This is a genomic window from Bacillus sp. BPN334, from assembly GCF_008368885.1.
GTDB classification, from domain to species: Bacteria; Bacillota; Bacilli; order Bacillales; family Bacillaceae_G; genus Bacillus_A; species Bacillus_A wiedmannii.
The window spans coordinates 13,025-37,558 of sequence record NZ_QOZW01000017.1 but is presented as its reverse complement, the minus strand read 5'-3'; the positions used below and the strand labels follow the sequence as shown (position 1 = coordinate 37,558).

Sequence of the window (24,534 nt, the reverse complement as noted above, 5' to 3'; positions counted from 1 at the left end):
ATAGGGACGTAATGGGGACATTCAACTTCTTTTCTTGCCCCCACCGTTTCGCTAGGCTCCGCCTAGCCCCACACCTTGGGTGGGGGCAGAAACCCCTTATGCTCTTCTCGCTATTTTTGGTTCTCTACCCACAATTGCAGAAAGGAGCGGAAATTGTGCATCTAAAAATAAGAGATATAGATCCAGTTGCCTTAAAGAAAATAGATGAAATTGCAAAGGAAAAGGGAATATCCAGACAAAAGTTTTTGAAAGCTCAAATTGAAATGTTGGCATTTTTTCAGCAACAAAATAAAAGGGAAATGGAATTAGAAAATCTCATTGAAAAGAACATCCATATGATGAGTGATTGTTATAGCGCAATGGAAAAAATGAATGGCTTTATTCAAATGATGATGCAGGATGTTGAAAATGAGTAATGCCGTTCCTGTTCAATCATCAATCACACCGGGTGTTGTTTTAAAAACGAAATTTGTGTTAGCAAGTTCCGATGCGTTTCAGAACTATATTGACTATGTGGATCGAGAGGAAGCGAAAAGTGAAGTGAAGCTGAATCCGAAAATGTTCGAAACGTATCAAGACTATATGGGGAATTCAGAAAAGACATCGGCACTATTTACGGAACACGCAAATCGTTTAACAGAAAATGAAAAAAAGTCCTTAAAGGAAATGTTTAAAACCGCTCATGAGAATGGAAGTATCATGTGGCAAGATGTCATTTCTTTTCATAACCCTTGGCTAGAGGAACAAGGCATTTATGATGCAAAAACAAAGACGTTGGATGAAAAAAAGTTAATGGATGTAACACGGCTTGCAATGAAGGAAATGCAAAAAAGAGAGGGGTTGGAAAAAAGCTCTATCTGGTCGGCAGCCATTCACTTTAATACGGATAATATTCATATTCATGTAGCAACTGTTGAACCGTTTCCAACGAGAGAACGTGGTAAAAGAAAGCCAAAAACATTAGATGCGATGAAGGGGAAAGTCGTAAATAATCTGTTAGATCGTAAGCAGGAGCAAAAACAAATTAATGATCTAATTCGAAACAATATGGTGGGAAGTAAAAAAGAGGATTCTGTTTTTGATTGGCGCAATCAACATCTGAAACCGTTGTTTTTACAAATCTATAAACAGTTACCAAGTGATAAAAGACAGTGGCAATATAGCTACAATACAATTCAACCATTAAAGCCGGAAATTGATGAATTAAGCAGTCGGTATATTCAACATCATCATAAAAAAGATTACGAACAATTTCTCAAAAAGTTAGATAAAGAAGTGCAAGTTTTTAAAGAAGCATATGGGGAAGGCAAGTATGATAAGAAGCAATATGAAAATTACAAGACGAATAAAATTAATGACTTGTATAAAAGAATGGGTAACGCCTTTTTACAAGAAATGAAGGCACATGATAAAGAACAAAAGAGAATCCATCACATGAAAAAATCAAAGCCGTTTCAAAAATTTCAACAGAATGTATCTATTCAGTATTCTATGAGAAAAGTGGAACGTGCTTTTAAAAGTGAATATGAAAGCTGGAAGAACCAAAAGTATTATGAGCGTATGCAAAGGGAAAATGCATATGAAAATGAAAGGGGTTAGATCATGGGCAATGAAAAAATTCGAATGAAGTTATCGTTGAGTGAAGATGTGCATCAATACATTCAAGACTATATGGATGAAAATAATATTACACATCCAGGGGATGCTATATCGAAAATTTGTATGGAGCATCAAGCATCAAAAAGTACAGAATGGTCATTGAATTATATTTCCGAAATTGTATCAAAAAATCTACACGATGTGTTGAAAAGTGAATTAACAAAAATTCGTCTCGGTGCAAATAGTGCGGATAGAAATACACAAGTTTTAATTGAGTTATTAAATGGTTATTTCTTTTTAGAGAGCGTAGATAGCATTATTACGACTGATAAACAAGAGATGGGAAGTGTGAAGATAGCAAAAGAAGTCGTAGCGGAACGCATCAGTAATGCACGACAAAAACGTTTAGATCATGAGGCATCAAAGAACAATGTAACGTAAGCTACATTGTTTCTTTTTATAAAAAAACAGGAGGTTATTTAGATGTTATTATTTCGTGAAGATATCGCATTAGGAGTCATTAAAGAAATTGGAGAAGATGAAATTGTGTTACTTGTAAAAGAGGAAGAACTAACAATTAAAATTACAAGAGAACAAGTGAGAGAACTAGCAATCCATGTCATGAATCAAGAAAATATGTTAGTTCCGGTTAATGTAAAAACTCATGAGCTTTTCTTTGATACAGCTGAGAGATGGAATGAAGAAGAAATGGAGGAATTGCAAAGAGCGAGTGAAAGAGTAGGAGAAGATCATGAGTAAAAGTTATAAGAAAAAGTATCAAACAAAATCACCAGAAGAAAAGAAAGAAGCGGTGCAAGCTTTAACAAAAAAGATGGAAAAAAGTATAGAAGGTTATTTTCGTACACCAGGAGATTTGAAAGATTATTTATCGTTTATGGCAAAGTTTTATCACTATTCACCATCTAATATTTCATTAATACAGAGTCAATTCGAGGGAGCCAGGGCAGTGGGTTCCTTTTCTTTTTGGAAAGAAAAAGGATTTCCGGTTAAGAAGGGCGAGAAAGGAATTAAAATCCTTGTTCCAAACAGAACTATAGCAAAATTCAAAGACAAAGAAGGCACATGGAAAACAATAACTAAAGCAAGTGAGGAAGAGAAAAAACAAATCGAATCTAAAAGCGTAGAAGTGATACCTGGTCGCTTATATTTTGCTGTCGGTCATGTGTTTGATGTGTCCCAAACAAACGCAAAAGCGGAAGATCTTCCTCGTATTTTTCCGAATCGTTGGCTAGAAGGGAGCGTTACAGATTACCAGAGTTTGTATAAAGGAATGGAAGCCATTGCGGAAAAAAACGGTGTGAAAATTATTGCGCCAAAATCAGAACTGGGTGTTGCAAAAGGTGTGAGCTATCCCCTAACAAAAGAGGTTGCTTTGAATCCTAGAAACAGTGAATTACAAAATGTAAAAACACTTCTTCACGAATTGGCACACGCTAAACTTCATACAGCAGAGACACATATGAATTACACAGCACCAGAGAAAGAGTTTCAAGCAGAAATGACAGCTTATACAGTTTCTTCTTATTTTGGGATTGATACGAGCGAATATTCCTTAGGGTATTTAGCAAGCTGGACACAAGGAAAAGAAATGAAAGATAAAACGAAGTTGTTGAAAGAAGTACATGAAACTTCAATTGAATTTATCGAAACAATTGAAAGCACGTTGGAAAAAGAAAAAACAAACGAAAAAGGAGTAGATCATATGGCAAAACAAGTGTCTGAAAATAAAGATGGAAATGTAAGAGACAATTTCGAAATTTTAACAGGCATTCAACAAAATGCACAGCGACTTATTGATGAAAGGCTAGGATTAAATTTTGAAAAACATTGGGAAAACTATGAAATTCAACTTTCAGAAGATAGTCGTGTATTAGAAGAAATAAACCCTAATGTTCGTTTGAATTTAAGGGAGATGGAACAGATCGTTTATGAATTTGGTACAAACAGAGAACAAAATACACTTAAAAAAATTACAGATACGTTAGAGCCATATTATGAAGCTGATTTGTTAGGAGATAGTTTCAATGATATACCACTTGCTAGGGTTTCGTTAGATCGTGAAAAGAGTTTAAAAGTCGATTGTGTCAATGAGTATGTGAAAGAAAACCATAAGGATTTTTGGTTTCAAAATTCAGTGAGCCTAGCTTTGAATGTAATTAATCACCGAATTTCAACAGCGCATAAAGAAGTAATGAATAATGATATTGAATATAAAGGACTATATCCAAAAGACGAATCAGAAGTGATTTATTGCCAAGAAACAGGTAAGCCATTACAGCAAAATGAAGAAGTTTTTCATGTTGAGGGTCATGGATATACAGTAGCAGAAGAGGCAAGTTTTAAAGGTCTAGATAAAGAGGATGGGTATTATACAACGATTGAATATGAACATCTAGAAGAAAAAATACTTGCACCAATTGGACTAGAAAAAAACGATCAACCTAGTCTTGTAAATGAAAAACAGGATGAAAAAAATATCTTATTGGTGGAATACATGAGTTTAAGTAACACGACACAAGAACTTGTCTCTGTTGCAGAGTTAAGGGAACAAGCAGATAGAAATCGAGCGTTTGAACCTGTAGAAGGTGCAGAAAAATTGAGTGATAAAGAATTTATTGATGCATTTAACGAAGCAAATCAAGAAAAGTATGCAGCACTAAATCAGAATGAAATTAATCGACCAACTATGCTAGTTCAATGGAGCGACAACGAAAATTTTAAGAGTAATCAACTGATCCCATTTGGAGAAGCCAATGAAAAAATGGCTGAAGCTATTTTAAGTATTGAAAAAGCAAGAGAAGAAGCTAAAGAAAGAGGTCAAACTATCCCTTACGATCAAGCTCGTTATCATATTGCCATTCCAAAAGAAGTTGATAGGGATTTTGGGAGAATGGAGCTTGTGAGTATGGATCGTATGAATATGGGAGATGGGGACTACAAGACACCGTATGAACAAGTATTAAACGAGAAAAGGTATCTATCGGATGAAGTGAAACAATCGTTACGAGATGAGGTAGTGAATCATAGAAATAACAAAGAAATACCGATGGAAAAAGCACAGGAAAGTACATTAGAAAAATCGAAAGACACACCCAATCACTTAGTTACAATTGAAGTATTAGCAAATGATATGCAAGATGAAGAAGTTGCAAGAATCCACATGATGGATGGCGTTACGAAAGATATTAATTATTTATCGGTATGGAACGGAGATAAAACAAATCCAGAAGATTTATATGTTTCCTTAATGGAGAAAAATGGAGAACGAGAAAATGTCTATTTGGATAATATTTTGAAATCAGATTTATATGAAAAAGTTCAAGACTCTATTTTTGATGGAAAAGGGAATCAATCATTTGTAATTCATGAAAAGGATGCGAATATGAGCCTGGATGAAATCGTAAAAGATGAACGATATGGAATTTTAGTTGATAAGGCAGAGGAACAAAAAGATCCTTCATTTAGTGAAAAAGAAGTGGAATTGTATAAAGAAATGAAGAAAGAGGGCTATGCACCTATTGCCTCTTTAGATCAACAAATTCAGCCTTCAAAAGAAAAAGAGCCAACTACGTTAGATAAGGATTTAAGCCGGAAATACGAAGCATACAGACGTTCACAATATGAAGAAACACCAGATAATATTGATAGTATTGTTACTCGTGTAAAAGCTGAAGAGCGGTATTATACAACAAAGTATGTTTCGATTGATAATGAGCTGGTAAGCCAGGAACACGTAGTGAAATTAGAAAACCAGGTGGATGAGAAGATTGGGAAAGAAGGAATAACGATCAATCAGTCTACATCTTCAAAGGAAATGGATTTTGATAAAAAATTTCAGCCATTGAACGGAAAACAAACGAATCATAAAGAAAAAGACAAGGAGCCAGAGCCTGGTAATGTAGAGCAGTCAAAGGCTACAAAGAAATCGAGTAGAAAAAAAGAAACAATGGAAATGGAACGATGAAAAATTGTATAGCAGGAAAACCAGATTAAATCATTTTTTGTTACTCAATTGAGGAAACGGAAAGTGATTTTTTTATATCTAGAAATGAAAGAGGGTAAAAGGAAAAGCCCTCTTTCTTATTTATAGAACGAAAGGAGTGAATGTTATGAATATATGGCTGTTTGCAGGCTGTATGTTCCTTGTAGCGGTCTTTTTGAACATGTTTCTATTATTTAGTCACAGAATGATAAAAAAGCGGAGAAACAAGAAATGGAAGCGTAAAACTGAAATTATAGATTAATAGGAGGTACTACTTATGGGGAAAACATTATTTATTGCAGAAAAGCCGAAGGTAGCTGTTGAATTATTAAAATCACCTAGATTTAGAAACTCGCAAAAGCATCCAGGAAGCAAGCCGTATTATGGCTACTATGAAAATGAAAATTACATTATTAGTTGGTGCCGGGGGCATTTATTAGAACTAAAACATCCGGAGGAGATGGACGAGAGATACAAAGAATTTAAATTTGATCACTTGCCTATTATTTTAGAGCCGGAATATAAAGAGAAATCGGATAGTCTCGAACAAATTCAAATATTAGTTAAGTTGTTGAATCGTCCCGATGTAGAACATGTGGTCAACTCCTGTGATGCAGATAGAGAGGGCGAGCTTATCTATCGTGAATTATATGAATATGCAGGTGCTAACAAGCGAGAATCACGCCTATTTATCTCTTCTTATGAAGCCGCAGAACTAGAGGGAGCCTTGAACCGATTAGAACCAGGAACAGACTATGACGGGCTTGCACAATCCGCTAAAGCACGGCAATACCTGGACTATATTCTAGGAATTAATGTTACAAGGGGCTGTACATCAAAACTAGCAAGAAACCAATTCTTATTGGCTTCTGGTCGTGTTCAAATGTGTATCTTGAATGAAATCCGTCAAAGGGAAATTGCTATCCAAAACTATAAAGAACAAACCTATTACAATTTAAAGCTACTAACGGAAAATGGTTTATCACCAGTAATGAAAACCGAAGAGCAACTGATAGATCCATCGCCACTACAAAAGCTTGGAGATAGCTTGAAAGAAACGAATGTAATCGTAACGGAATTTAAAGAAAGTACGAGAAAAAAGAAACCAAAATTATTATATAACTTAACGGATATCTACAAAGATGCTCACGCTAAGATGAAGATAAATGCAGAAACAGCAAAAAAATATATTCAGAGTTTGTATGAAGAAGGCTTTATTACTTATCCTCGTTCTTCATCCAGGCATTTACCTACAGAGCAAGTGGAACGAGTGAAGGAAGTAATGGCAGCATTAGAAAAAAGCTCGTATGCAAATCTCGTACAACAAGTAGCCCCATCTTCTATTACAAAAAAACACACTACATTTAATGATGAGTTAGTCAGTAGTCACTTTGCCATCATCCCAACAACAAAATTATATGTCGGGACCAACCGAAATCCATTAGAAAAACAGTTATATGACTTAATTGTAAAACGATTTATCGGGAATTTTATGAAACCAGCAATCTACCTGGTAAGAGAAGTGCATTTTATAGATCAAGAGGGCAACACATACAGTACAAAAGAAAAGATCCTACAAGAGAAAGGGTTTCTAAGTGTGTTTCAAGAGGATATAGAAGAGGGATCAGTTGAAGCATTTCAGATACCTATTTTACGAGAAGGAGATTCTTTCAGAATCGTTCAGTATGACTTGATTGAGTCTCGAACAAAGAAACCAGCCTTTCATACGGAAAGTTCCATTTTAACCTTTATGGAGACGGCAGGACGTAAATTGGATGATGAACATTTGAAAGAACTTATGAAGGGAAAACGGATTGGGACAGTCGCTACGGAAGAAACGTTTATTCCGAAACTGTTAGAGCGAAGCTATATTGATGTTACCAACAGTCAGATTCGAACCACTAATATTGGTCGTGCGTTTATAGATGCTTTTCCGGTAGATGAAATCAAAAATCCAGCTTATACGGCTGAAATGGAAGGGATGATCTACATGATCGAAAAGAAAGAAATGAAATATGAGGAATTTGTAGAGAAAACAAATACGTTTGTAAAAGATACAGTGGAACAATTAGGCGCAATGGATGATAAAGTGTCGGATAGCATTATTAATACTTGGAATCAGCAAATTGAGGTGTGTAAATGCCCTTGTAGAAAAGGAAAAATCCTTCATAAAGGCAATTTTTATGGGTGCAGTAATTATCCAGAATGTGAAATCTCCTTACCGAAAAAAATTAAAGAAAAAGCGATTCCGGAAGCGCAAGCGAAAAAGCTGTTTGAGGATAAGAAAACAGATCTTTTAAAAGGGTTTAAGTCCAATGAGAAGGAGTTTTCCGCTTATCTAGTGTTACATGAAGGGAAAGTTAAATTTCAGTTCCCAACACAAGAGGAGCTGTCATTTGGTAAATGTCCAAAATGTAAAAAAGGGGATATGCTTCATCGTAAAACGTTTTATGGATGCACGGAGCATAAAAATGGATGTGATTTTATGTTACCAGCCAAGATGAAAGGGAAAGCAATCCCTGGTAATCAGATGAAAAAGTTAATTCAGTATAAAACAACGGATTTTATCAACGGCTTTCAAGGAGAAAAGGGAGAATTTACAGCAGCTATATATATGGAAGCGGACGGAAGTTTGAAATTCCGTTTTCCAACGACTGAAGATCGTACAATTGGCAAATGTCCATTATGTAAGAGTAGAGTTCTTGTAGGGAAAAGTAACTACTTATGTGAGAAATACAAAAAAGGCTGTGACTTCATTATTTTTGGTACATTCTCTGGTAAAAATCTAAGTAGTAACCATGTGAAAAAATTATTAGAGAAGAATGTAACGGATCAGATCAAAGGGTTTATCTCCAACAAAAACGGGAAGAAATTTGATGCTCGTTTATCATACAGCGTACAGGAGAAGCGATTAAAATTCTTATTCGGCAAATAAAAATGAAATGTATCAACTATAAGTAGCAAAAGAGGACTAGGAAACGGAATAGTCCTCTTTTTTATTTCATTTTATAGAGTAAAGGGGGGATTCCGTAATGGCACATGTCAGTACGGAGGATGCGATGAAAGCAAGAAAAGTTGACTTGATTTCATATCTGGAAGCAAAAGGAGAAACGTTTAAGAAAGAGGGAAACTATTACCGTCATACGGAACATGACAGTCTCATCGTTAAAGGGAATCAATACGCCTGGAATAGTCGTGGCGAAAAGGGCTATGGAGCGATTAGCTTTGCGATGATGTACTATGAAATGACATTTCCGCAAGCTGTATTAGACATCAATAAAGGGGATTACAAAGAGTTTGATCGTTCAAAAGCTGAAGAGGAACGCAAAAAAGAGCAGCAGCCTTTTAGTTATCCCAAACACCTGGAAGTAAATAAGCAAACAGAGATTAAAGAATATCTAATTCATGAACGGAAAATAGATCCTCGCTTAGTGAATTGGCTAATTAAAAAGGATCTCATCGCCCAAGATAAGAAAAATAATGTGGTGTTCAAATGGAGGGAAGAAGGAGGCAAAGGGCAAGTCATTGGAATGAACCGTCAAGGTACGGTCAAAATGGAGAATAAAAGGGGTAGTTTTAAGCAAATTGTCCCGAATTATGAAAAAATCAATGCCGGTTTTACGGTTGATGTAGGTAAACCGGATAAGATTTATTTTTATGAAGATCCAATCGACATGTTATCACATTGGAGTATCAAGCAAAATAAAATACAAAACGCTCGCCTGGTCTCTATGCATGGATTGAAGTCAAAAACGGTGATTCAATCTTTAATGGATGCGAAAAAAGAAGGGCACGATATTAAAGAGGTCATTATGGCAGTTGATAATGATAAGGCTGGGAAAGACTTCATTCAGACGATGAAATGCTTTGTAGATCTTAAAGAGGATATCCCAACGCATGAAAAAGATTGGAACGATGTCCGGAAGAAACAAGTGAATGAACAACAGCCAAAAGAAACAGCACAACCAAAGAAAATGAAACCAATCAAAGAGGTGGAAAGAAGTGTCTAATATACCATCTATGCCAAACATACTACAGATTTTGATTTACGGTTTTATCATTTATGTTCTTTTACGTATTTGTAAATTTGTGTACCGAAAGATCCAGGAGCGGAGAATACTGAAGCGAATAGCAAGGTCTGGTATTCGCTATATAGACAAAATGGACGGACATCAATTTGAAGTATATCTAAAAGCTCTCTTTCGAGAGTTGGGTTATTCTCCAACAGTAACAAAGCAGTCAAATGATTTCGGAGCGGATCTTGTATTAAAGGGAAAAAATCGTATTGTAATCCAGGCGAAACGCTACGGGATGAAAAATAGAGTCGGCATCAGTGCCGTACAAGAGATATATGCAGCACAAGCCTATTACAAAGCACATGAGGGCTGGGTTGTAACAAACAGTGTATATACAAGACAAGCAAAGGAATTAGCGGAAGCTTGTAATGTAAAACTAATAGATCGTGTAGAACTTCAGAAATTGATTAATAAAATTAATCCCGAATATTCGGCTGAAGATGTATATCAAGGGGTAACACCTGCAGAACGGAAATGTCCAACATGTAAACATGATTTAGTGGTTCGTGATTCAAATAAAACAGGAAATAAGTTTTTTGGTTGTTCTCAATATCCTACATGTACACATACAGAACCAATTAATACATGAGCTGTGATGAAAATCCGGCTCTTTTTCATTTGTTTAAAGAATACATGAGAAAAATCAGTTTAACACAAAAATGACTCTTCAGATTTGATTGTATGAGATTTTTAATTAGTTGTTAATATAATAAGTCGTATTTGTCATAAAAACGTATGTAAAGGGAGAAACGGACTTTAAATGCGTTTTTAGGTTTTTTAGGGAAAATAAAAAGGGCAGTCATTATTTACGACTTAACCCTTTGTCTACGATCTGACGAATTGCTTCATTTCGATTCTTCAGCTTATTTTCATGCCAATAATTTTCTATTTGTTCTACTTGTTCTTTTGTAAAAGTAACTAAAATTTGAGTGTACTTGTCTTTATTAACAGCCATATAACAACCTCCTCTATAAAAAATATTATAAGTTATATAACTTATATTGACAACCAGAAAAATGAGTAATAGAATGGTTATATAAGTTATATAACTTTATTGAGGAGGTTATTACATGGAACGGAAAGTTAAAAAGATCATGGCTGATCTTCAATTTATTATGAATCATGGTCAAATAAGTGTAGATTTTATGGATCTAGGATATAAAAGAATGCTTTTTAGTGCATTAGAAGCTACGGGAAAACAGTTCAATGTGCATACCAATGAACATAATGAAACAACCTTGTTCTTAGAGTTAGTTTAGTAAATTTACGCAATGAGGAGCTGTTAATAGTGGAGCAGTTAACTATTTTTGACGTAATGGATGAAACTAAAAATAAGCTTTATGAGGTATTAGAGAAAAATGGATTAACTTATAAAATTCATAAATACTATTTATATTCGAATTATGAGGGAGCTGTTCAATATTACTATATAAGAACAACTGATAATACAATTATTGATTTGTGTATCTCTGATTTTCCAGAAATCTTCGCTATTCATAAAGGATTTAGCGATAAACAAATTAGAAAAATATATAACTGGAACTTATAAGTCTATATAAATAACAAATTTAATTAATGGAGGAATGAAAAATGAAAATTGGTGTATCTGAGTGGAAAGCATTGAAAAAAGAGACAAAGTTAAAGCTATTGCGCTATGCGATGTTAGAAAGTAAGTATAAGTATGTAAAATAAAAGCTCTTCATTTGCAAAAGCAAACAAAGAGCAAAAGTCTGAGTGACCGTAGAGGAAAGAAATTAGCAGATTTCTTTCCTCTATATTTTAACATATAAAAAGTTGTAGAGAAAAGGGGCATGTAGAATGGAAGAAGGTCGTATTTCCTTTCAGCAAAGGTTTAAAGAAGTTCTTGTTATGTTCGTCTGTTTTTGGTTCATTATGTTTCTCATGTATGGAGAAAGCCTGTTACAATAGAATGGAGTCGAAAGTCTAAATACCCTTAGGTAGCCCTCATAGGTGTAAGATCTATGGGGGCTTTTTTCATTACAATATGTAATAATTTCACGTACCGTATTAATTAATAAAAGATAAAAATCCAAAGTAATAGTCTACATTTAACTTTATGTTGAATTTATCCGATAAATGGATAATGTATTATTTGTATTGGATAGATTTCTTGCGAAATATGTATCAAAAGCAGTATTTCAATTTAAATATGATAGTATTACACTTAGTATGAGCCTTATATTTTATTATATTGTACTAATCATGGGGGTATGTATATGCGTAAATTATTCAGTGGAAAACGTGTACTAGAAAGGGAAACAAACGAAGGTTCATCCTATTTTGTAGTACCAGAAGCGAAATTTCAGAAGTATGTGGTGCTATGGGGATATTTAATCCCACACGGAGTTTTCAATCAGCCTAATAAATGGGTAAATACGTATACGATCAACCCATTGGATAGATATGTTTTAGTAACAGAATTCAATCCTGAAGAGTATGAATATATGATTTACGAAGAAACAAGGGTTGCTAGAAAATTGCATCAAATATTAGAGCCTTATGGAATAGATATTAATAATGAATTTGAAGAGTTCGTAAAGTTAAAAGAGATTCCAAAAGCAGCTATAAGCAAAGTGAAGGACTGTTTATTAGAAAAAGAGTGTATGAATGAATATCCAGAAGACTTTCCAGTAGTAGACGGCTATGAATATATAATTGAGGGACAGAAAACGAAACTTTTTGTTGAAACTGAAACTTATCATAATGATGACACACTATATGACCAAACAGGGAATTTTAATCATAGTTATATCGTTGAAACTTATCGTAAGACAGTTACAAATAGATTTATTTATGTGTTTAAAACGCATGACAATGAATGGTATCAATATTATGCAGCAGACGCTAGTAAAGACTGTTGGATAATGAAAGAAGTTTATGATGATGAGTTAGAAAATTTACCAATTTCATCTTATGAGCTAATTGAAACAGAGAAACGTGAGATTCCGGAAGAAGAATTAATGCCTAATATTAGCTGGAAAGAATTAAGAGATCCGAATAATGAATGTGATTTCTATTACTCTGATAAAATGTTTGCAATGAGTTTCTTAGCAAATGAGGGAAGATATAATGTAGTGAACATTAACGGGGAATGGAAAAGATATAGTGAAATGGTTTTTAAAGGAGAGGAACCATTTTCCAAATGGGATGATTTAGTATTTATTGGGACGGCTAAACAAGGGACAATTGAAGGAAAACAATTTACCCAAGAAGAAATGATGCAATTTGCAGTGTATATGCGAGAAAAGAGAGAGAAGTCATCATTGCATTAATTGAAAGAAAGCTATTATAAGGATACAGCCGATATACATGTAATTTTGAGTCATAGGCTTACTTTTACAAGTATCTCGGTCGAACCCCAGGTACTTCAAAACATTAGCTTGATGGGCATGTAGTGCTACCCTTAATAGTAAATCTATAACGTTTATCAATTGAAAAGTAGAACTGTTTGGAATTCGGGTGAGGGACAAAAATGCCCAATTCCTTAAATTAAGCACAAATTTGGATTACTCCTAGAGCAATCAATAGAATTTCTTCAGTACAAAATGATGCAATTCTGTGACGCATTTCTGATGCAATTCTGTGACGCATTTCTGATGCAATTCTGTGACGCATTTCTGATGCAATTCTGTGACGTATTTCTGGTGCAATTCTGTGACACATTTCTGATGCAATTCTGTGACACATAATTATTGTTATTTATTAACGTGTATGATAACATTGGTTATGTAGAATAATTAGTATATAAGTAAAAACCCCTTCCCAGCCAAGGAAGGAGTTAATCTTGCAAAAAGGTCAGCCAACCTTAAGCACTTAACTTGTTACTATTAGTGTTTTCTTCTCTTTTCTTTTGGAAATAGCCAGCCAGCTGTCCCGAAAGAAATAACCCAAATTGACATAGAAATAAAAAAAGTTGAATCATTAACGTAGCAGGCATACTCAAATACACATAAAGACTTAAAAGTAACACTACTGTTAAAAAAAATATCACAGCTGAAATTTGGAATCTTGCATTTTTCCAAATTAGAAAAGGTGTAATCGGAATCCCTGCATTCAAAGAGGGACATAATACTATGAATATATTAAGAAGCAGTCCTGGGATTGCATTCTTAAGAAGAAATGTAATTATACTTGTAGTTAACATTTTAATCTATCCTTTCGTTTTTCATTTTTAAATGACTACGTTCTTACATAAGTTAGTGAATTATTGTCTTATACATCCTTTCCGTATGTAAAGTATTTATATTAAACGGGAGCCACCCGTGAATTTTAGCAAAACAAAAAACACTTAAGAGAACTAGTTTTTCTAAAGAGTATTTTTGAATATATTTAAAAACAAATATATATGTACTTAATTTGCAATATTGAGTATGTTGAATTTAGCTAACCCCTGGTATAGGGTTATTTTTTTTTGTTAAGTAATACCCCATATATTAATCATACCATATAATTGAAATACACCTGGTCTAGGAGCGCACATATGTTTAAAGTAAGATGCAATACCTCTACTTCTTTACGGACAACCCTGGTATAGGGTTATTTTTTTTGTTAAGTAATACCCCATATATTAATCATACCATATAATTGAAATACACCTGGTCTAGGAGCGCACATATGTTTAAAGTAAGATGCAATACCTCTACTTCTTTACGGACAACCCTGGTATAGGGTTGTTTTTTTTGTTAAGTAATACCCCATATATTAATCATACCATATAATTGAAATACACCTGGTCTAGGAGCACACATATGTTTAAAGTAAGATGCAATACCTCTACTTCTTTACGGACAACCCTGGTATAGGGTTATTTTTTTTGATTAGGGTAATACCCCATATATTAATTATACCGTACAATTGAAATACACCCGATCTAGAAGCGCACATATGTTCAGAGTAAAATAATGCCTCTACTTCTTTACGGACAAAAACAGGAGGTTAATCGAGAAGCGTGTAAAAACGTCCATATTTTAGATTTTATCTCTTTTAATCAATCTCACGCACCCTTTCTTTAAAATATTCTACATCATTATTTGTTCCAGATAACTCAAATTTTGATACAATAGGCACTTCATATTTATTAGAAATTTTGTCAGCACTTGCACCGAACATGTCTCCCCAATTACGATTGCCGCTTGCAGATACGCCTTTTAATTTTTCATTATTGCGTTCTAAAAAGTCTAAAACACGTTCCGGTACATTGCCAAAACCTGTTGTATACGTAATAAGAATAAAGTCTTCATCTAATACTAGAGCTTCATCAATTTGAACGGCCGGCATATTTAATTTGTGAATGAAACGCTTCACGTTTCCTGTCATAGAATCATATGCAACTAACATTTCCGACCCTCCCTCTCCAATCTATATTCTCTGTATGTCGTTTCTTGAATTCTCTATATATTGTATTACGTTTCAAAATAAGACACAAGATATATGTATAAATTCTTTCTTTTTTTAACTTTTACTTTTCGACATGACCGTCGATTTTTTTCAATACAAAGACTATGAAACAACATTCTAAAACTCATGTCAATAAAGTGTTTTTCAAAAAAGGTGTCAACGCATTTAACCTCATTTTAAAAAAGTTAACAATATTTTTTGTCATAAAACAGTAAATGCTGGAGGATTATATTTCTCCAGCATCACGCAAAAAAGAACAGACATTAAACGATAATCTGTTCTAAAAAACGATTACATTTATCAATTTTACTTTATTAAATATTATACATACTTTTTCGTTCCTCGTTACGTCCTAAAAGATAACTATTATAGAAAAAGATTATTATTATGGAACTTCAATTTATTTATGAAAAAAATTATTACGGGTGCTCAATACGCAAAATATCTTTTATAAATATATGATGTGGATTCTCTTCTTTATCAATTATCGTGCATACCAAAGCTACAAGTGTTTATATTTTGTTATTTCCTGTTGCAGAATCCTTATCATAAGGATTCTTTTTTTTGTATGAAAAATCCACAAATAAAAAAGATAAGATCGGCGAACACGATCTTATCTTTAGCACAAGGAGTAAACAAAAGGATAACCATCATATTTTTATTATAATTTATTTTATGTAAATTTTTAATATTAAAACCATAATTAACAAGTATATCAATATTGAGAAATTTATTACAAAATTAGCTATAAATGATTCAAAAAGCGAATGTAAACTTTTAGCCAAAAGTTTACATTCATTTCCCCGTAAACATTGACTTTCATCCATTTTAATTGATATTATAAAAAAAGAAAAAAAAGTATACATTCAAATCATTGAAAATAAAGGGATTGAAAAACAGATGGATAAAAAGCAACATTTAATTGATGTACAACCAATTCGGAGTATTGAACAGCTTAATGATATGAAATGGTCACTCAAACGTCATTGTTCAGATCGTGATTACATTTTATTCCTTATTGGGATCAATACAGGATTACGTGTCAGTGATTTACTTAAAATGGAAACAAATGAAATTTTAAAACTGAAGCGAAAAAAACGAAAAGAATTTAAAGTAAAAGAAGGAAAAACAAAAAAAGAGCGTATCATAAATATTACATCTATTTTTGAAGAAGTATTTCCATACGCTGAGGATCTAAAAAGTACCTGGTTATTTCCTTCTCGAAAAGGTGATAAACCTATTAGTAAAATTCAAGCATATCGACAGTTACAAAAAGCTGGGGATTTTGCCGGGGTAGAATCATTAGGTACTCATACCATGCGTAAAACATTTGGATATTGGTTTTACAAGCAAACAAAGGATATTGCTATGTTACAAGAAATATTGAATCATAGTACACCACAAATTACACTAAGATACATCGGTATTAATAAAGAAGAAAAAGATAATGTACTAGATACATTCCGGATTTAATTTAACTCTAAACTGAGATATATCCCCCTAGAGAGGAGGTAAGACTTTATGGATAATAGCTTAGCAATAAGAAACCCCGAACTAGCTAAACAGTGGCATGAAACTAAAAATGAAAAATTAACTCCTTTTCATGTTACAGTTGGTTCCAATAAAAAAGCATGGTGGAAATGTGAGAAAGGACACGAATGGGAATCACCTATATGGAATCGACACAAAGGAAGAGGATGTCCGTATTGTTCCAATAAAAAAGCTTGTATAGATAATTGTCTTGCTACATTGAATCCAGAGATAGCTAAACAATGGCATCCTACTAAAAATGGAACATTGACTCCTTATGATGTAGTTGTAGGAAGTTATAAAAAAGTATGGTGGATGTGTGAGGAAGGACACGAATGGGAAACTAAAGTAAGTTATCGTACAAAAAACGGTTCTGGCTGTCTGTATTGTTGTGGACAAAAGACTCTTTTTGAGAAATCTATTACGGTTACACATCCGGAATTATTAAAAGAATGGCATCCATCAAAGAATACATCTGTAGACCCTTCAACAATTTCTTTTGGTTCAGAAAGAAAGGTTTGGTGGAAATGTAAGAAAGGACATGAATGGAAAATTTCAGTATACAGTCGTACAAGAAAAAAAACGGGCTGTCCCTACTGTTCAGGACGTAATGCTACTATTGATAACTGTTTGGCTAAAGTACATCCGGAAATATCAAAAGAATGGCATCCAATTAAAAATGGATTACTTACTCCAAATGATGTTACTCCAAAATCGGGGAGAAAAGTATGGTGGATGTGCGAAAAAGGGCATGAATGGAAAACAAATGCTTATCAAAGAGTTGTAGGAACAAATTGTCCTTTTTGCAAACCTAGAACTTCTTTTCCAGAACAAACAATTTTCTATTTTATAAATAAAAGATTTAAAAATACATTAAGTCAACATCTTACAGAAGATGGCGTAGAATTTGATATCTTTAATAGTGAGCTATCGTTTGTAATTGAATACGATGGATACTATTGGCATAGAAAGCGCTATGAACAAGATGTAAAGAAAAGTGAATATGTTGCTCAAAAAGGTTTTTTGTTAATACGAGTTAGGGAAGAAGGCTTACAAAGAATAAACAATAATTCCACAATAAATATTTCCGTTGGAAATCCTCCAAGTTTTAATGAATTAAACAATGCCATTTCTGAAATATTCAAGCTTATTTTTCAACATAATAACCTCTGTTGTGAAAAGGTTAATATTGATACTGAAAATAAAAAATATGAGATCACTAAATTATTTAAGAAAAAAAACATTGAAAACTCTATAGCATTTCATTATCCTCAACTAGTCAAAGAATGGCATCCCACTAAAAACAACGAGTTAAAACCAGAACATTTTAAAAAAGGGGCTCACTTAAAGGTATGGTGGAAATGTGAAAAAGGGCATGAATGGGAAAGTGCTATATATTCCAGAACAACTGGAGTAGGCTGTCCTTATTGTGCTAACAAAAGAGTATGTATAGATAATTGTTTAGCTACATTGAATCCAGAACTAGCTAAACAATGGCACCCTACTAAAAATGGAATATTGACTCCTTATGATGTAATTGTAGGAAGTTATACAAAAGTATGGTGGATGTGTGAGAAAGGACACGAATGGGAAACTAAAGTACATAATCGTGCACAAGGTAGTGGATGTCCTTATTGCACTAACAGAAAAATATGCATTGATAATTGTCTAGCTACATTAAATTCAGACCTAGCTAAAGAATGGCATCCCACTAAAAATGGAACATTAACTCCTTATGATGTCACGAGGAGTTCAAGTAAAAGAGTATGGTGGAAATGCAATGAAGGACATGAATGGGAAACTTCAGTTAATAATCGTGCCTATGGTAGTGGCTGTCTTTATTGCTCAAGGAAAAATAAGTTAGAAAAATAAAGTACATTTCGCATCTAATTTAATTTAGATGCTTTTTCATTTGTCGAAAACATGTCGATTAAATAATGATTAATATTTCAGATTTTGTCTTGCAAACAAGACGGATGGACATTATAATAAATATAAGAAAGCAAAGGAGGGATCAACTACAAATAATGGATGAAATTAAAAATGGAGAACTAGAGGAAGCTCTATTTTCCGTTTATACAACAAGAGAAGCTGAACATATATGGGGACTTGCGGAAAACACTGTTAATAAATGGTGCAACCGAGGAAAGTTCTATGAGAATGAAGCAAGAAAAAGCGGGAAAGTTTGGTTAGTCACACGTAATGGCATGAACAGACTAACCCGTAAATAGCAAATAAGAAAAAGCCCTTACCACCGCCAGATAGTCAGGACTTTTTCTCCTACATCATTAACTATAGGAAGGTGATTCTATTGACAAATACCTTATCTAAAATTAACAATTGTAACTCCATTATAACACAGAATCCATCAAAGGAATCAGAGCATATAAGTTTCAATCAACGTGCTTCAAAGAGTTATAGATTCTTATGTGAATGGTTTGGGATTGAGGACTGTATTAATTCTCAAATTTGGTTCTTCGGAACGTTTGGGATTGCTATAGCGATGCTATTTACTACATATTTGATTGCTGGATTTCTCTATGGGTTTTAAAATTCAAAATCAGAGGAGGAACAAATATGAAAGCAGCTAAAGTAAAACGTGGAGAATTTTATGTTCATAAAAAAAATGGTCGGGTATATCAAGTATTAGGATATGCAAAAATGTTTGAACATGAAGAACAAGATATCATAATCCTTAAATGTATGAGGGATAATATGACCGTTACTTTAAGCGCTGAACTTTTCGAGCTTTATATAAAAGCGAATAAATTCTTAAAAACAAAAAACATACTTAATAATTTGAAAGTTAGTTTATAACATTACAAATTTTGGAGGTATTTTTATGGAAAAGACTATTTCAGTTCCAACAATTAAAATTGGTGACTATGTACAATTTTCAGATCGCAAGAATCCTTCTTTAAAATTAAATGGTTATGTAGTAAATATTTTAACTAACACGATTATCGTAGATGTTTCAGAAACTATCCAAAATAAGGGGTATAAAGAATTAGACGTTCGTCATGTTGTAAAACACGGTCGGTATAGAAAAATTCATTCTCGTAAAAACCAGGCTTCCTAAAATCTTAAACAATTGCTAATAGAAGTGTGGATCTCATGAAAAAATACATGAGCGATCATAAAAATAGAGTCCTAATAATAAAGGACTCTATTTCTTATGTATATCTTATATCTGTTACATGATTAATTTTTATATATAGTACATTATCATGTTGGTTCCTAAATCTTAATTCATTACAGACCATATCGTAGTAATGAATATAACCCACTTCGGAATATACCTTGTTCTGTTTTTGGTATGAAATACTTACTTGCTTATTTTCAGCCATTGCACAACACACTATTTCATTTATAAGTTCTAATTTTTGTTCATCTAAAATTGGCATTGGGATATGGATTTGTTTTTCATACAATTCATGTAATCCTTCAAATTGCTCTTTTATTGCTGAAAATGGAACCCAACGCATCATACCTCTATCAATCATAATCTGTATTCCTCCTTATGCTTTATGCCCACCTATTTTTCCATTTCTTTCTCTTTGTGTAGCCCCTTTAATATAGCTAATCCCACGCATAATTGAATTTTTACCATATCTATGCCGGATTCCGTCCATTGTCTTTGCTAATTTCCTTTTAGTATCTTTTTGGGAAGTATCTTCGAACAGTGACATTTGAATTGCATCGTCCCTGGTCAAATTCTTTAGTGTGATGTGTATTTGGCGCACCGGATGACCAGAGTGAAACTTTTTTAATAAGCTTAAACAAGCAGCGTAGACATCCTCCGTTAAACATGTCGGTTGATCTAAGGTAATCGCTCGTTTAAAACCTCCACCGATGTATTTGCTATAGCCTATAGAAAGCTCAACCGTACGACAGCATTTATCTATAGATCGTAAGCGAAAACAGGTTTCTTCTATTTGTTCTAGAAGAAGCATTTTTAATTTTTTGGGGCTAAAACAGTCTTCTAACAATATTTGTCCTTTTGTTATAGAGGTACTTTTAGGAATGTATTTATTTGCAATCCGACTCTCATCAATACCATATGAGAAGCGATATAACTCTTCCCCTTTTACTTTGCCAAACCGCTTAATTAAATGCTCTTTAGGCGTTTTTGCAACATCCTTTAAGGAAAATAGCCCCATGCCGTGTAATGCCTCTTCAGTAGCCGTTCCGATTCCCCATACTTTGTGTAGAGGCTTGATTTCCCATAATTTTTTCGAAACATCCTCGTATGACCACATGGCAATCCTAGAGCTTGAATGCTTACTTTCCACATCTAGAGCAACCTTCGAGAGAAATAGGTTTGGTGCAATTCCAATAGATGCAGTTATACCCGTTGTATCATATATCTCTTTTTGAATTCTTTTAGCAATTACAATTGGATCACGTCCGAAAAGGTGCGCTGTTTGTTGCATGTCTAAAAAGCATTCATCTATTGAATAAACGTGTAGATCCTCTAATGCTACATACTTTGTATAAATTTCTGTGATTTGATTTGAAATTTCAACAAATCTTCTCATTGTTGCATTTACGATAATTATATTTGGATCTTTTGGCATTTCATATAATCTGGTTGCCGTAGAAATGCCTAATTTTTTCAGTTCGGGAGTGGCAGCAAGCACGATAGATCCTTTTCTATTTACGTCACCAACAACAGCCAATTTTACTTTTAATGGATCTAATCCTCTCATGACACACGCACAACTAGCAAAAAATGAACATAGATCAATGCAGTAAATCATTCGATTCATACACTTTGAATAATCAAACATCGTTTTAGCCCCCAAGAACAGAACGTTTGTTCTTATTATAAACCTATTGTTTTGCCTTATACAACCATTTAGAAAATATTTTTTTATTATCAATATGGTACGTGAAATTATATATATGATTCTTCAATATTCGACGACTCAACAATATGATATCTCTTAATTTATTAAACTTGTTTTCATTGCTCCATAAATTTAAAAAAGCCTAAACCCTTGTGTATCAATAGGTTCAAGCTTTTAATTTTATAGGAATACCCTTTGCAACAAGTTGCCATTAGAATAGTGTATCAGCAACTTGTAGCTACTTATATGAATGCTAGATTCCCCGAAATTATTACATATATTTTTAATTTATTAGTTTCTATATCTTATGCTTACATATTTCTATACATTCCTTAAAAGTGAAACTGTTTTAACAATGGGACTTTTGGACAAACTATTACTACAAAATCCTATCTAGAGGTGAAGAAATTGGAATGGTTTGTTATAAAGCCCAGGAGTAAGCTAGGCAAATTTTTAGATCGTCATGATCTAACGCAAGAAGAAGTTTCAAAAGTTAGTGGTGTAAGTAAAAGTACATTAAGTCGTCTTTGTAAAGGGAATGCCTTTCATCCTTCATTTAAAAATCAAAACAAGCTTATTAATACATTACGGAAGTTAACAGGTGAAAATATTAATCATACAGATTTCTGGACTTAATAAGGGCTACTAAACTATGTAGTCCTTTTTAACAATTTAGTTGCCAAAAATCTATATTTTTTGTAATTCAGTTGCAAAGAATGAACTACAAAACTTCCTTTAAGAGAAATGTACGTACATATACATTATATTTTATTCCATAACTCTCTAACTTCTGTTCACGATAGTCTGATATTGTAAAAAATAAAATGTTTGGTACGATATTACTTTGTTTTTTATATAGCTTTGCAATTAAACCATAATATTTTATTTTTTCTTCATTGGTCGTCATATGCTGTAGCCTATCAATTTCTACAAAATGTGGTACTTGATCTATTAGATAGTAAGCATCTGGCACAATTACTTTTTCTTCATTTTGATATCTAAATTTTATAACTTGTTCTGTTTTCCAATCGGGAAATCCAAGCCACATCCAGGCTTCATTCCTTAAAAGTATATGTTCAAGTTGATGTTTCTTTTTTCGTTCATTTGGTTCTAATCCTAGTAAGGCACAACCTTTTTTGTTGAGATAATAAACATACTCCCGGTTATGCGAGGTAACATGGCAATATTGCCGTAGATCCTTCAAAATACGATTTGCATTTCGAATACTACCTAAAGCATGAATAGCTTGCAATTGCCTCCTAGAAGCAAATTCCAGCTTATTTAAACTCGATAAAATCTCGATTTGTCGTGCTTTCTGTTTGAGTTTCTGATGTCTCATGCTGTTTAACCACCTCATATTCGCTTAAAAGCTCTCTCATCACTTCATCAGATAAATAAGGGACTTGTAATTCATATATACGGTCTGTCTTAAATAACGCTCTTCCTGGTAAAGATGGCAAATTCTCCAATCCAGGCTCATCTAACACAACTTGTGACGCTACAGTTGTAGGTAAGCGAAAACCTAGCTTCGCATCACTCATTTGTTTCACAACAGAAGGTACAGACATTACAGTTGGATATTGAGTCGCCAGTATTAATCTTACACCTAATGCTCCACCGATTCGTGATATGTGACTTAGCATATACTGGCATTCTTCGAGCATCCTGTTTACAGGTTTAGGTAAGCCCTTTGCTGGTGCCAAAACCGCACCTTCATCCACTATTACAAAATAGCGATCCTTTTCTTTTGTTTCAACAATATTTTTCATCCTGTTTTCCTTCATGTATTTGCCCCTCTGGTGCATTAATGCCATAACCTTCATTAATACCTCATGTGCTTTTTCGGGGCTATCAGCAACCTCTACAACTTGCTTTAAATCTTGATATTCACTAAACTCTAAACCTTCCTCTTTAAGATCTATAATAAAAAAATGAGTATGATTGGGATTTGATTTGATTAACGAGGTAACAAGTACTTTTAGAAAAACTGTTTTTCCCATTCTGGTTAAACCACCCATAAGCAAATGTGGAGTTTGGTCAAAATCATGATATAAAGTTTTATCCAATGTTTTTCCGATTGCCACTTTCCAACTTCCCGGCTTTATTAAATCTTGATTCCATTCCCATTTATTCGGAATGTTTTCCTTAAAAACCTGAACCCTTAAGAATGGTGATTTGTAATGAATCCTAACAGGTTTATTTAATCCTTCAGCAATAACCTCATCTAATTTTTTTATAAGTTGCGATGGTACACCTAATGGCAGCTCATATATATAGACCACGTTTGTTTCTGTTTCTTCTTGTCTCTTGAACCTAGGATACTCTAACTTATTTTTTTCTTTTACGCATATATTTGCGATTTCAAAAAACCTTGCAATCTTTTTTTTATCACTTTGTTTATGATTTTTGTTAAGAATAGCAGTTGTAACCATAACAATAGGAATTGTTAAAAGCTCTAACATATGTCTTTACCTCCTTATATGGAGGTAGTTGAGGAAAAGTGGAAGAGGAACAAAGTATGACCAATATGCATAGCAGTAGCAATCCTTAACTACCAGGTCAAAGTCTAACGTAGAAATACATCCAGAATATCACATAGCACATACCAAACGCTCCCGATCAACAAGCATTTTAGACCCGCATATAGCATCCAATCCGGAAGATAAAGACCTTTCTTTTTCAATAATTTGATTGCTAAAACTGATACACCAGTAGCAGCATAAACAATTCCTAATTCTCCAATGATGGTCATTTTAGTTCCATCCTCTCGGTTTAATAGATAATTTGCCTTCACGATCTCTAAATAATTGATAATCATCTAGCAACTCATTCCATGAAACTGGATAATCATCACCATATAGATCTTCTTCGATTTTTTGACTTAAATAATAATAATATTTGTATTGCCGATCTAGGTAAACATCATGGCGCAACATATGATCTCTTATAGCACAAACATTTTCTTCCTTCTTCGTTTCGTTATACATTTGTTTAAGCGTATTTGAAGAATAAAGATACGGAGTACTATATAACACTTGATAATGATTCATATTTCCTC

At 33.5% G+C, this 24,534-nt stretch carries 27 protein-coding genes; 18 read left to right on the top strand and 9 right to left on the bottom strand.

Annotated elements, in window-relative coordinates; genetic code table 11:
- Positions 1-155: 155 nt before the first annotated feature.
- The 8 genes from DN393_RS24630 (at position 156) to DN393_RS24595 (ending at position 10,267) form a co-directional block, all read left to right on the top strand.
- Complete coding sequence (locus DN393_RS24630; protein ID WP_002089984.1) at positions 156-416, top strand: hypothetical protein; 261 nt, start codon at positions 156-158, stop codon at positions 414-416.
- A complete protein-coding gene (mobP2, locus tag DN393_RS24625; protein WP_149174039.1) occupies positions 409-1,599 on the top strand; it encodes a MobP2 family relaxase in 1,191 nt (396 codons plus the stop codon). Before DN393_RS24630 ends, mobP2 begins: the two co-directional genes overlap by 8 nt.
- A gap of 3 nt (positions 1,600-1,602) precedes the next feature.
- Positions 1,603-2,040 carry a hypothetical protein gene (locus DN393_RS24620; protein ID WP_088290975.1) on the top strand — a complete coding sequence of 146 codons (438 nt, stop codon included), beginning with the start codon at positions 1,603-1,605 and terminating at the stop codon, positions 2,038-2,040.
- A gap of 42 nt (positions 2,041-2,082) precedes the next feature.
- On the top strand, positions 2,083-2,358 hold the full coding sequence (locus tag DN393_RS24615) for a hypothetical protein (protein ID WP_016093911.1): 276 nt from the start codon (positions 2,083-2,085) through the stop codon (positions 2,356-2,358).
- On the top strand, positions 2,351-5,584 hold the full coding sequence (locus DN393_RS24610; RefSeq protein WP_149174038.1) for an LPD25 domain-containing protein: 3,234 nt from the start codon (positions 2,351-2,353) through the stop codon (positions 5,582-5,584). Before DN393_RS24615 ends, DN393_RS24610 begins: the two co-directional genes overlap by 8 nt.
- A gap of 295 nt (positions 5,585-5,879) precedes the next feature.
- A complete protein-coding gene (locus DN393_RS24605) occupies positions 5,880-8,537 on the top strand; it encodes a type IA DNA topoisomerase (RefSeq protein WP_149174037.1) in 2,658 nt (885 codons plus the stop codon).
- Positions 8,538-8,634: 97 nt separating this feature from the next.
- Positions 8,635-9,612 carry a DUF3991 and TOPRIM domain-containing protein gene (locus tag DN393_RS24600; protein WP_149174036.1) on the top strand — a complete coding sequence of 326 codons (978 nt, stop codon included), beginning with the start codon at positions 8,635-8,637 and terminating at the stop codon, positions 9,610-9,612.
- Complete coding sequence (locus DN393_RS24595) at positions 9,605-10,267, top strand: restriction endonuclease (RefSeq protein ID WP_149174035.1); 663 nt, start codon at positions 9,605-9,607, stop codon at positions 10,265-10,267. Before DN393_RS24600 ends, DN393_RS24595 begins: the two co-directional genes overlap by 8 nt.
- A gap of 213 nt (positions 10,268-10,480) precedes the next feature.
- On the opposite strand, the gene DN393_RS31710 is transcribed toward DN393_RS24595, so the two are convergent.
- A complete protein-coding gene (locus DN393_RS31710; RefSeq protein WP_000290205.1) occupies positions 10,481-10,633 on the bottom strand; it encodes a ribbon-helix-helix domain-containing protein in 153 nt (50 codons plus the stop codon).
- Between the two features lie 115 nt (positions 10,634-10,748).
- On the opposite strand from DN393_RS31710, the gene DN393_RS24590 reads away from it, so the two are divergent.
- The 3 genes from DN393_RS24590 to DN393_RS24580 all read left to right on the top strand — a co-directional run bounded on the left by DN393_RS24590 (position 10,749) and on the right by DN393_RS24580 (position 12,971).
- Positions 10,749-10,937 (top strand): hypothetical protein, encoded by a 189-nt coding sequence (locus tag DN393_RS24590; protein WP_149174034.1) that lies wholly within the window; start codon positions 10,749-10,751, stop codon positions 10,935-10,937.
- Between the two features lie 26 nt (positions 10,938-10,963).
- Positions 10,964-11,227: a hypothetical protein gene (locus DN393_RS24585; protein WP_149174033.1), complete on the top strand. Its 264-nt coding sequence runs from the start codon at positions 10,964-10,966 to the stop codon at positions 11,225-11,227.
- Between the two features lie 688 nt (positions 11,228-11,915).
- Positions 11,916-12,971 (top strand): hypothetical protein, encoded by a 1,056-nt coding sequence (locus DN393_RS24580; RefSeq protein WP_149174032.1) that lies wholly within the window; start codon positions 11,916-11,918, stop codon positions 12,969-12,971.
- A 217-nt stretch (positions 12,972-13,188) separates the two neighbouring features.
- On the opposite strand, the gene DN393_RS24575 is transcribed toward DN393_RS24580, so the two are convergent.
- Positions 13,189-13,386, bottom strand: coding sequence for a hypothetical protein (locus DN393_RS24575; RefSeq protein WP_179958537.1), 198 nt, complete (start codon positions 13,384-13,386; stop codon positions 13,189-13,191).
- Positions 13,387-14,682: 1,296 nt separating this feature from the next.
- Positions 14,683-15,036, bottom strand: a complete 354-nt coding sequence (gene nrdI, locus DN393_RS24565; RefSeq protein WP_016093919.1) for a class Ib ribonucleoside-diphosphate reductase assembly flavoprotein NrdI — start codon at positions 15,034-15,036, stop codon at positions 14,683-14,685.
- A 960-nt stretch (positions 15,037-15,996) separates the two neighbouring features.
- On the opposite strand from nrdI, the gene DN393_RS24555 reads away from it, so the two are divergent.
- The 6 genes from DN393_RS24555 (at position 15,997) to DN393_RS24520 (ending at position 19,705) form a co-directional block, all read left to right on the top strand.
- On the top strand, positions 15,997-16,569 hold the full coding sequence (locus DN393_RS24555) for a tyrosine-type recombinase/integrase (protein WP_149174030.1): 573 nt from the start codon (positions 15,997-15,999) through the stop codon (positions 16,567-16,569).
- Between the two features lie 48 nt (positions 16,570-16,617).
- A complete protein-coding gene (locus tag DN393_RS32210; RefSeq protein ID WP_255449840.1) occupies positions 16,618-18,498 on the top strand; it encodes a zinc-ribbon domain-containing protein in 1,881 nt (626 codons plus the stop codon).
- Positions 18,499-18,563: 65 nt separating this feature from the next.
- Positions 18,564-18,857: a helix-turn-helix domain-containing protein gene (locus DN393_RS24535; RefSeq protein ID WP_255449839.1), complete on the top strand. Its 294-nt coding sequence runs from the start codon at positions 18,564-18,566 to the stop codon at positions 18,855-18,857.
- A gap of 80 nt (positions 18,858-18,937) precedes the next feature.
- Positions 18,938-19,177, top strand: a complete 240-nt coding sequence (locus tag DN393_RS24530; protein ID WP_149174029.1) for a hypothetical protein — start codon at positions 18,938-18,940, stop codon at positions 19,175-19,177.
- 26 nt (positions 19,178-19,203) lie between these two features.
- Positions 19,204-19,443, top strand: coding sequence for a hypothetical protein (locus DN393_RS24525; RefSeq protein ID WP_100063597.1), 240 nt, complete (start codon positions 19,204-19,206; stop codon positions 19,441-19,443).
- A 25-nt stretch (positions 19,444-19,468) separates the two neighbouring features.
- The gene (locus DN393_RS24520) at positions 19,469-19,705 is read left to right on the top strand and encodes a DUF2187 family protein (protein ID WP_149174028.1); all 237 of its coding nucleotides are present in this window, start codon (positions 19,469-19,471) and stop codon (positions 19,703-19,705) included.
- A gap of 94 nt (positions 19,706-19,799) precedes the next feature.
- Here DN393_RS24520 and DN393_RS24515 read toward each other — a convergent pair whose 3' ends face one another.
- Positions 19,800-20,129: a YolD-like family protein gene (locus tag DN393_RS24515; RefSeq protein WP_149174027.1), complete on the bottom strand. Its 330-nt coding sequence runs from the start codon at positions 20,127-20,129 to the stop codon at positions 19,800-19,802.
- A 15-nt stretch (positions 20,130-20,144) separates the two neighbouring features.
- The gene (locus DN393_RS24510; protein WP_149174026.1) at positions 20,145-21,416 is read right to left on the bottom strand and encodes a Y-family DNA polymerase; all 1,272 of its coding nucleotides are present in this window, start codon (positions 21,414-21,416) and stop codon (positions 20,145-20,147) included.
- Positions 21,417-21,884: 468 nt separating this feature from the next.
- Between DN393_RS24510 and DN393_RS24505 the strand changes: the two genes are divergently transcribed.
- Entirely contained in the window at positions 21,885-22,112 is a 228-nt protein-coding gene (locus DN393_RS24505; protein WP_149174025.1) for a helix-turn-helix domain-containing protein, read from the top strand.
- An 85-nt stretch (positions 22,113-22,197) separates the two neighbouring features.
- Here the strand turns inward: DN393_RS24505 and DN393_RS24500 are convergent, their stop codons facing one another.
- The 4 genes from DN393_RS24500 to DN393_RS24485 all read right to left on the bottom strand — a co-directional run bounded on the left by DN393_RS24500 (position 22,198) and on the right by DN393_RS24485 (position 24,526).
- Positions 22,198-22,815: a replication-relaxation family protein gene (locus DN393_RS24500; RefSeq protein WP_149174024.1), complete on the bottom strand. Its 618-nt coding sequence runs from the start codon at positions 22,813-22,815 to the stop codon at positions 22,198-22,200.
- Positions 22,754-23,938: an FtsK/SpoIIIE domain-containing protein gene (locus DN393_RS24495; protein ID WP_149174023.1), complete on the bottom strand. Its 1,185-nt coding sequence runs from the start codon at positions 23,936-23,938 to the stop codon at positions 22,754-22,756. Before DN393_RS24495 ends, DN393_RS24500 begins: the two co-directional genes overlap by 62 nt.
- 104 nt (positions 23,939-24,042) lie before the next feature.
- Positions 24,043-24,228 (bottom strand): hypothetical protein, encoded by a 186-nt coding sequence (locus DN393_RS24490; protein WP_149174022.1) that lies wholly within the window; start codon positions 24,226-24,228, stop codon positions 24,043-24,045.
- A 1-nt stretch (position 24,229) separates the two neighbouring features.
- Positions 24,230-24,526 (bottom strand): hypothetical protein, encoded by a 297-nt coding sequence (locus tag DN393_RS24485; RefSeq protein WP_149174021.1) that lies wholly within the window; start codon positions 24,524-24,526, stop codon positions 24,230-24,232.
- Positions 24,527-24,534 lie beyond the last annotated feature (8 nt).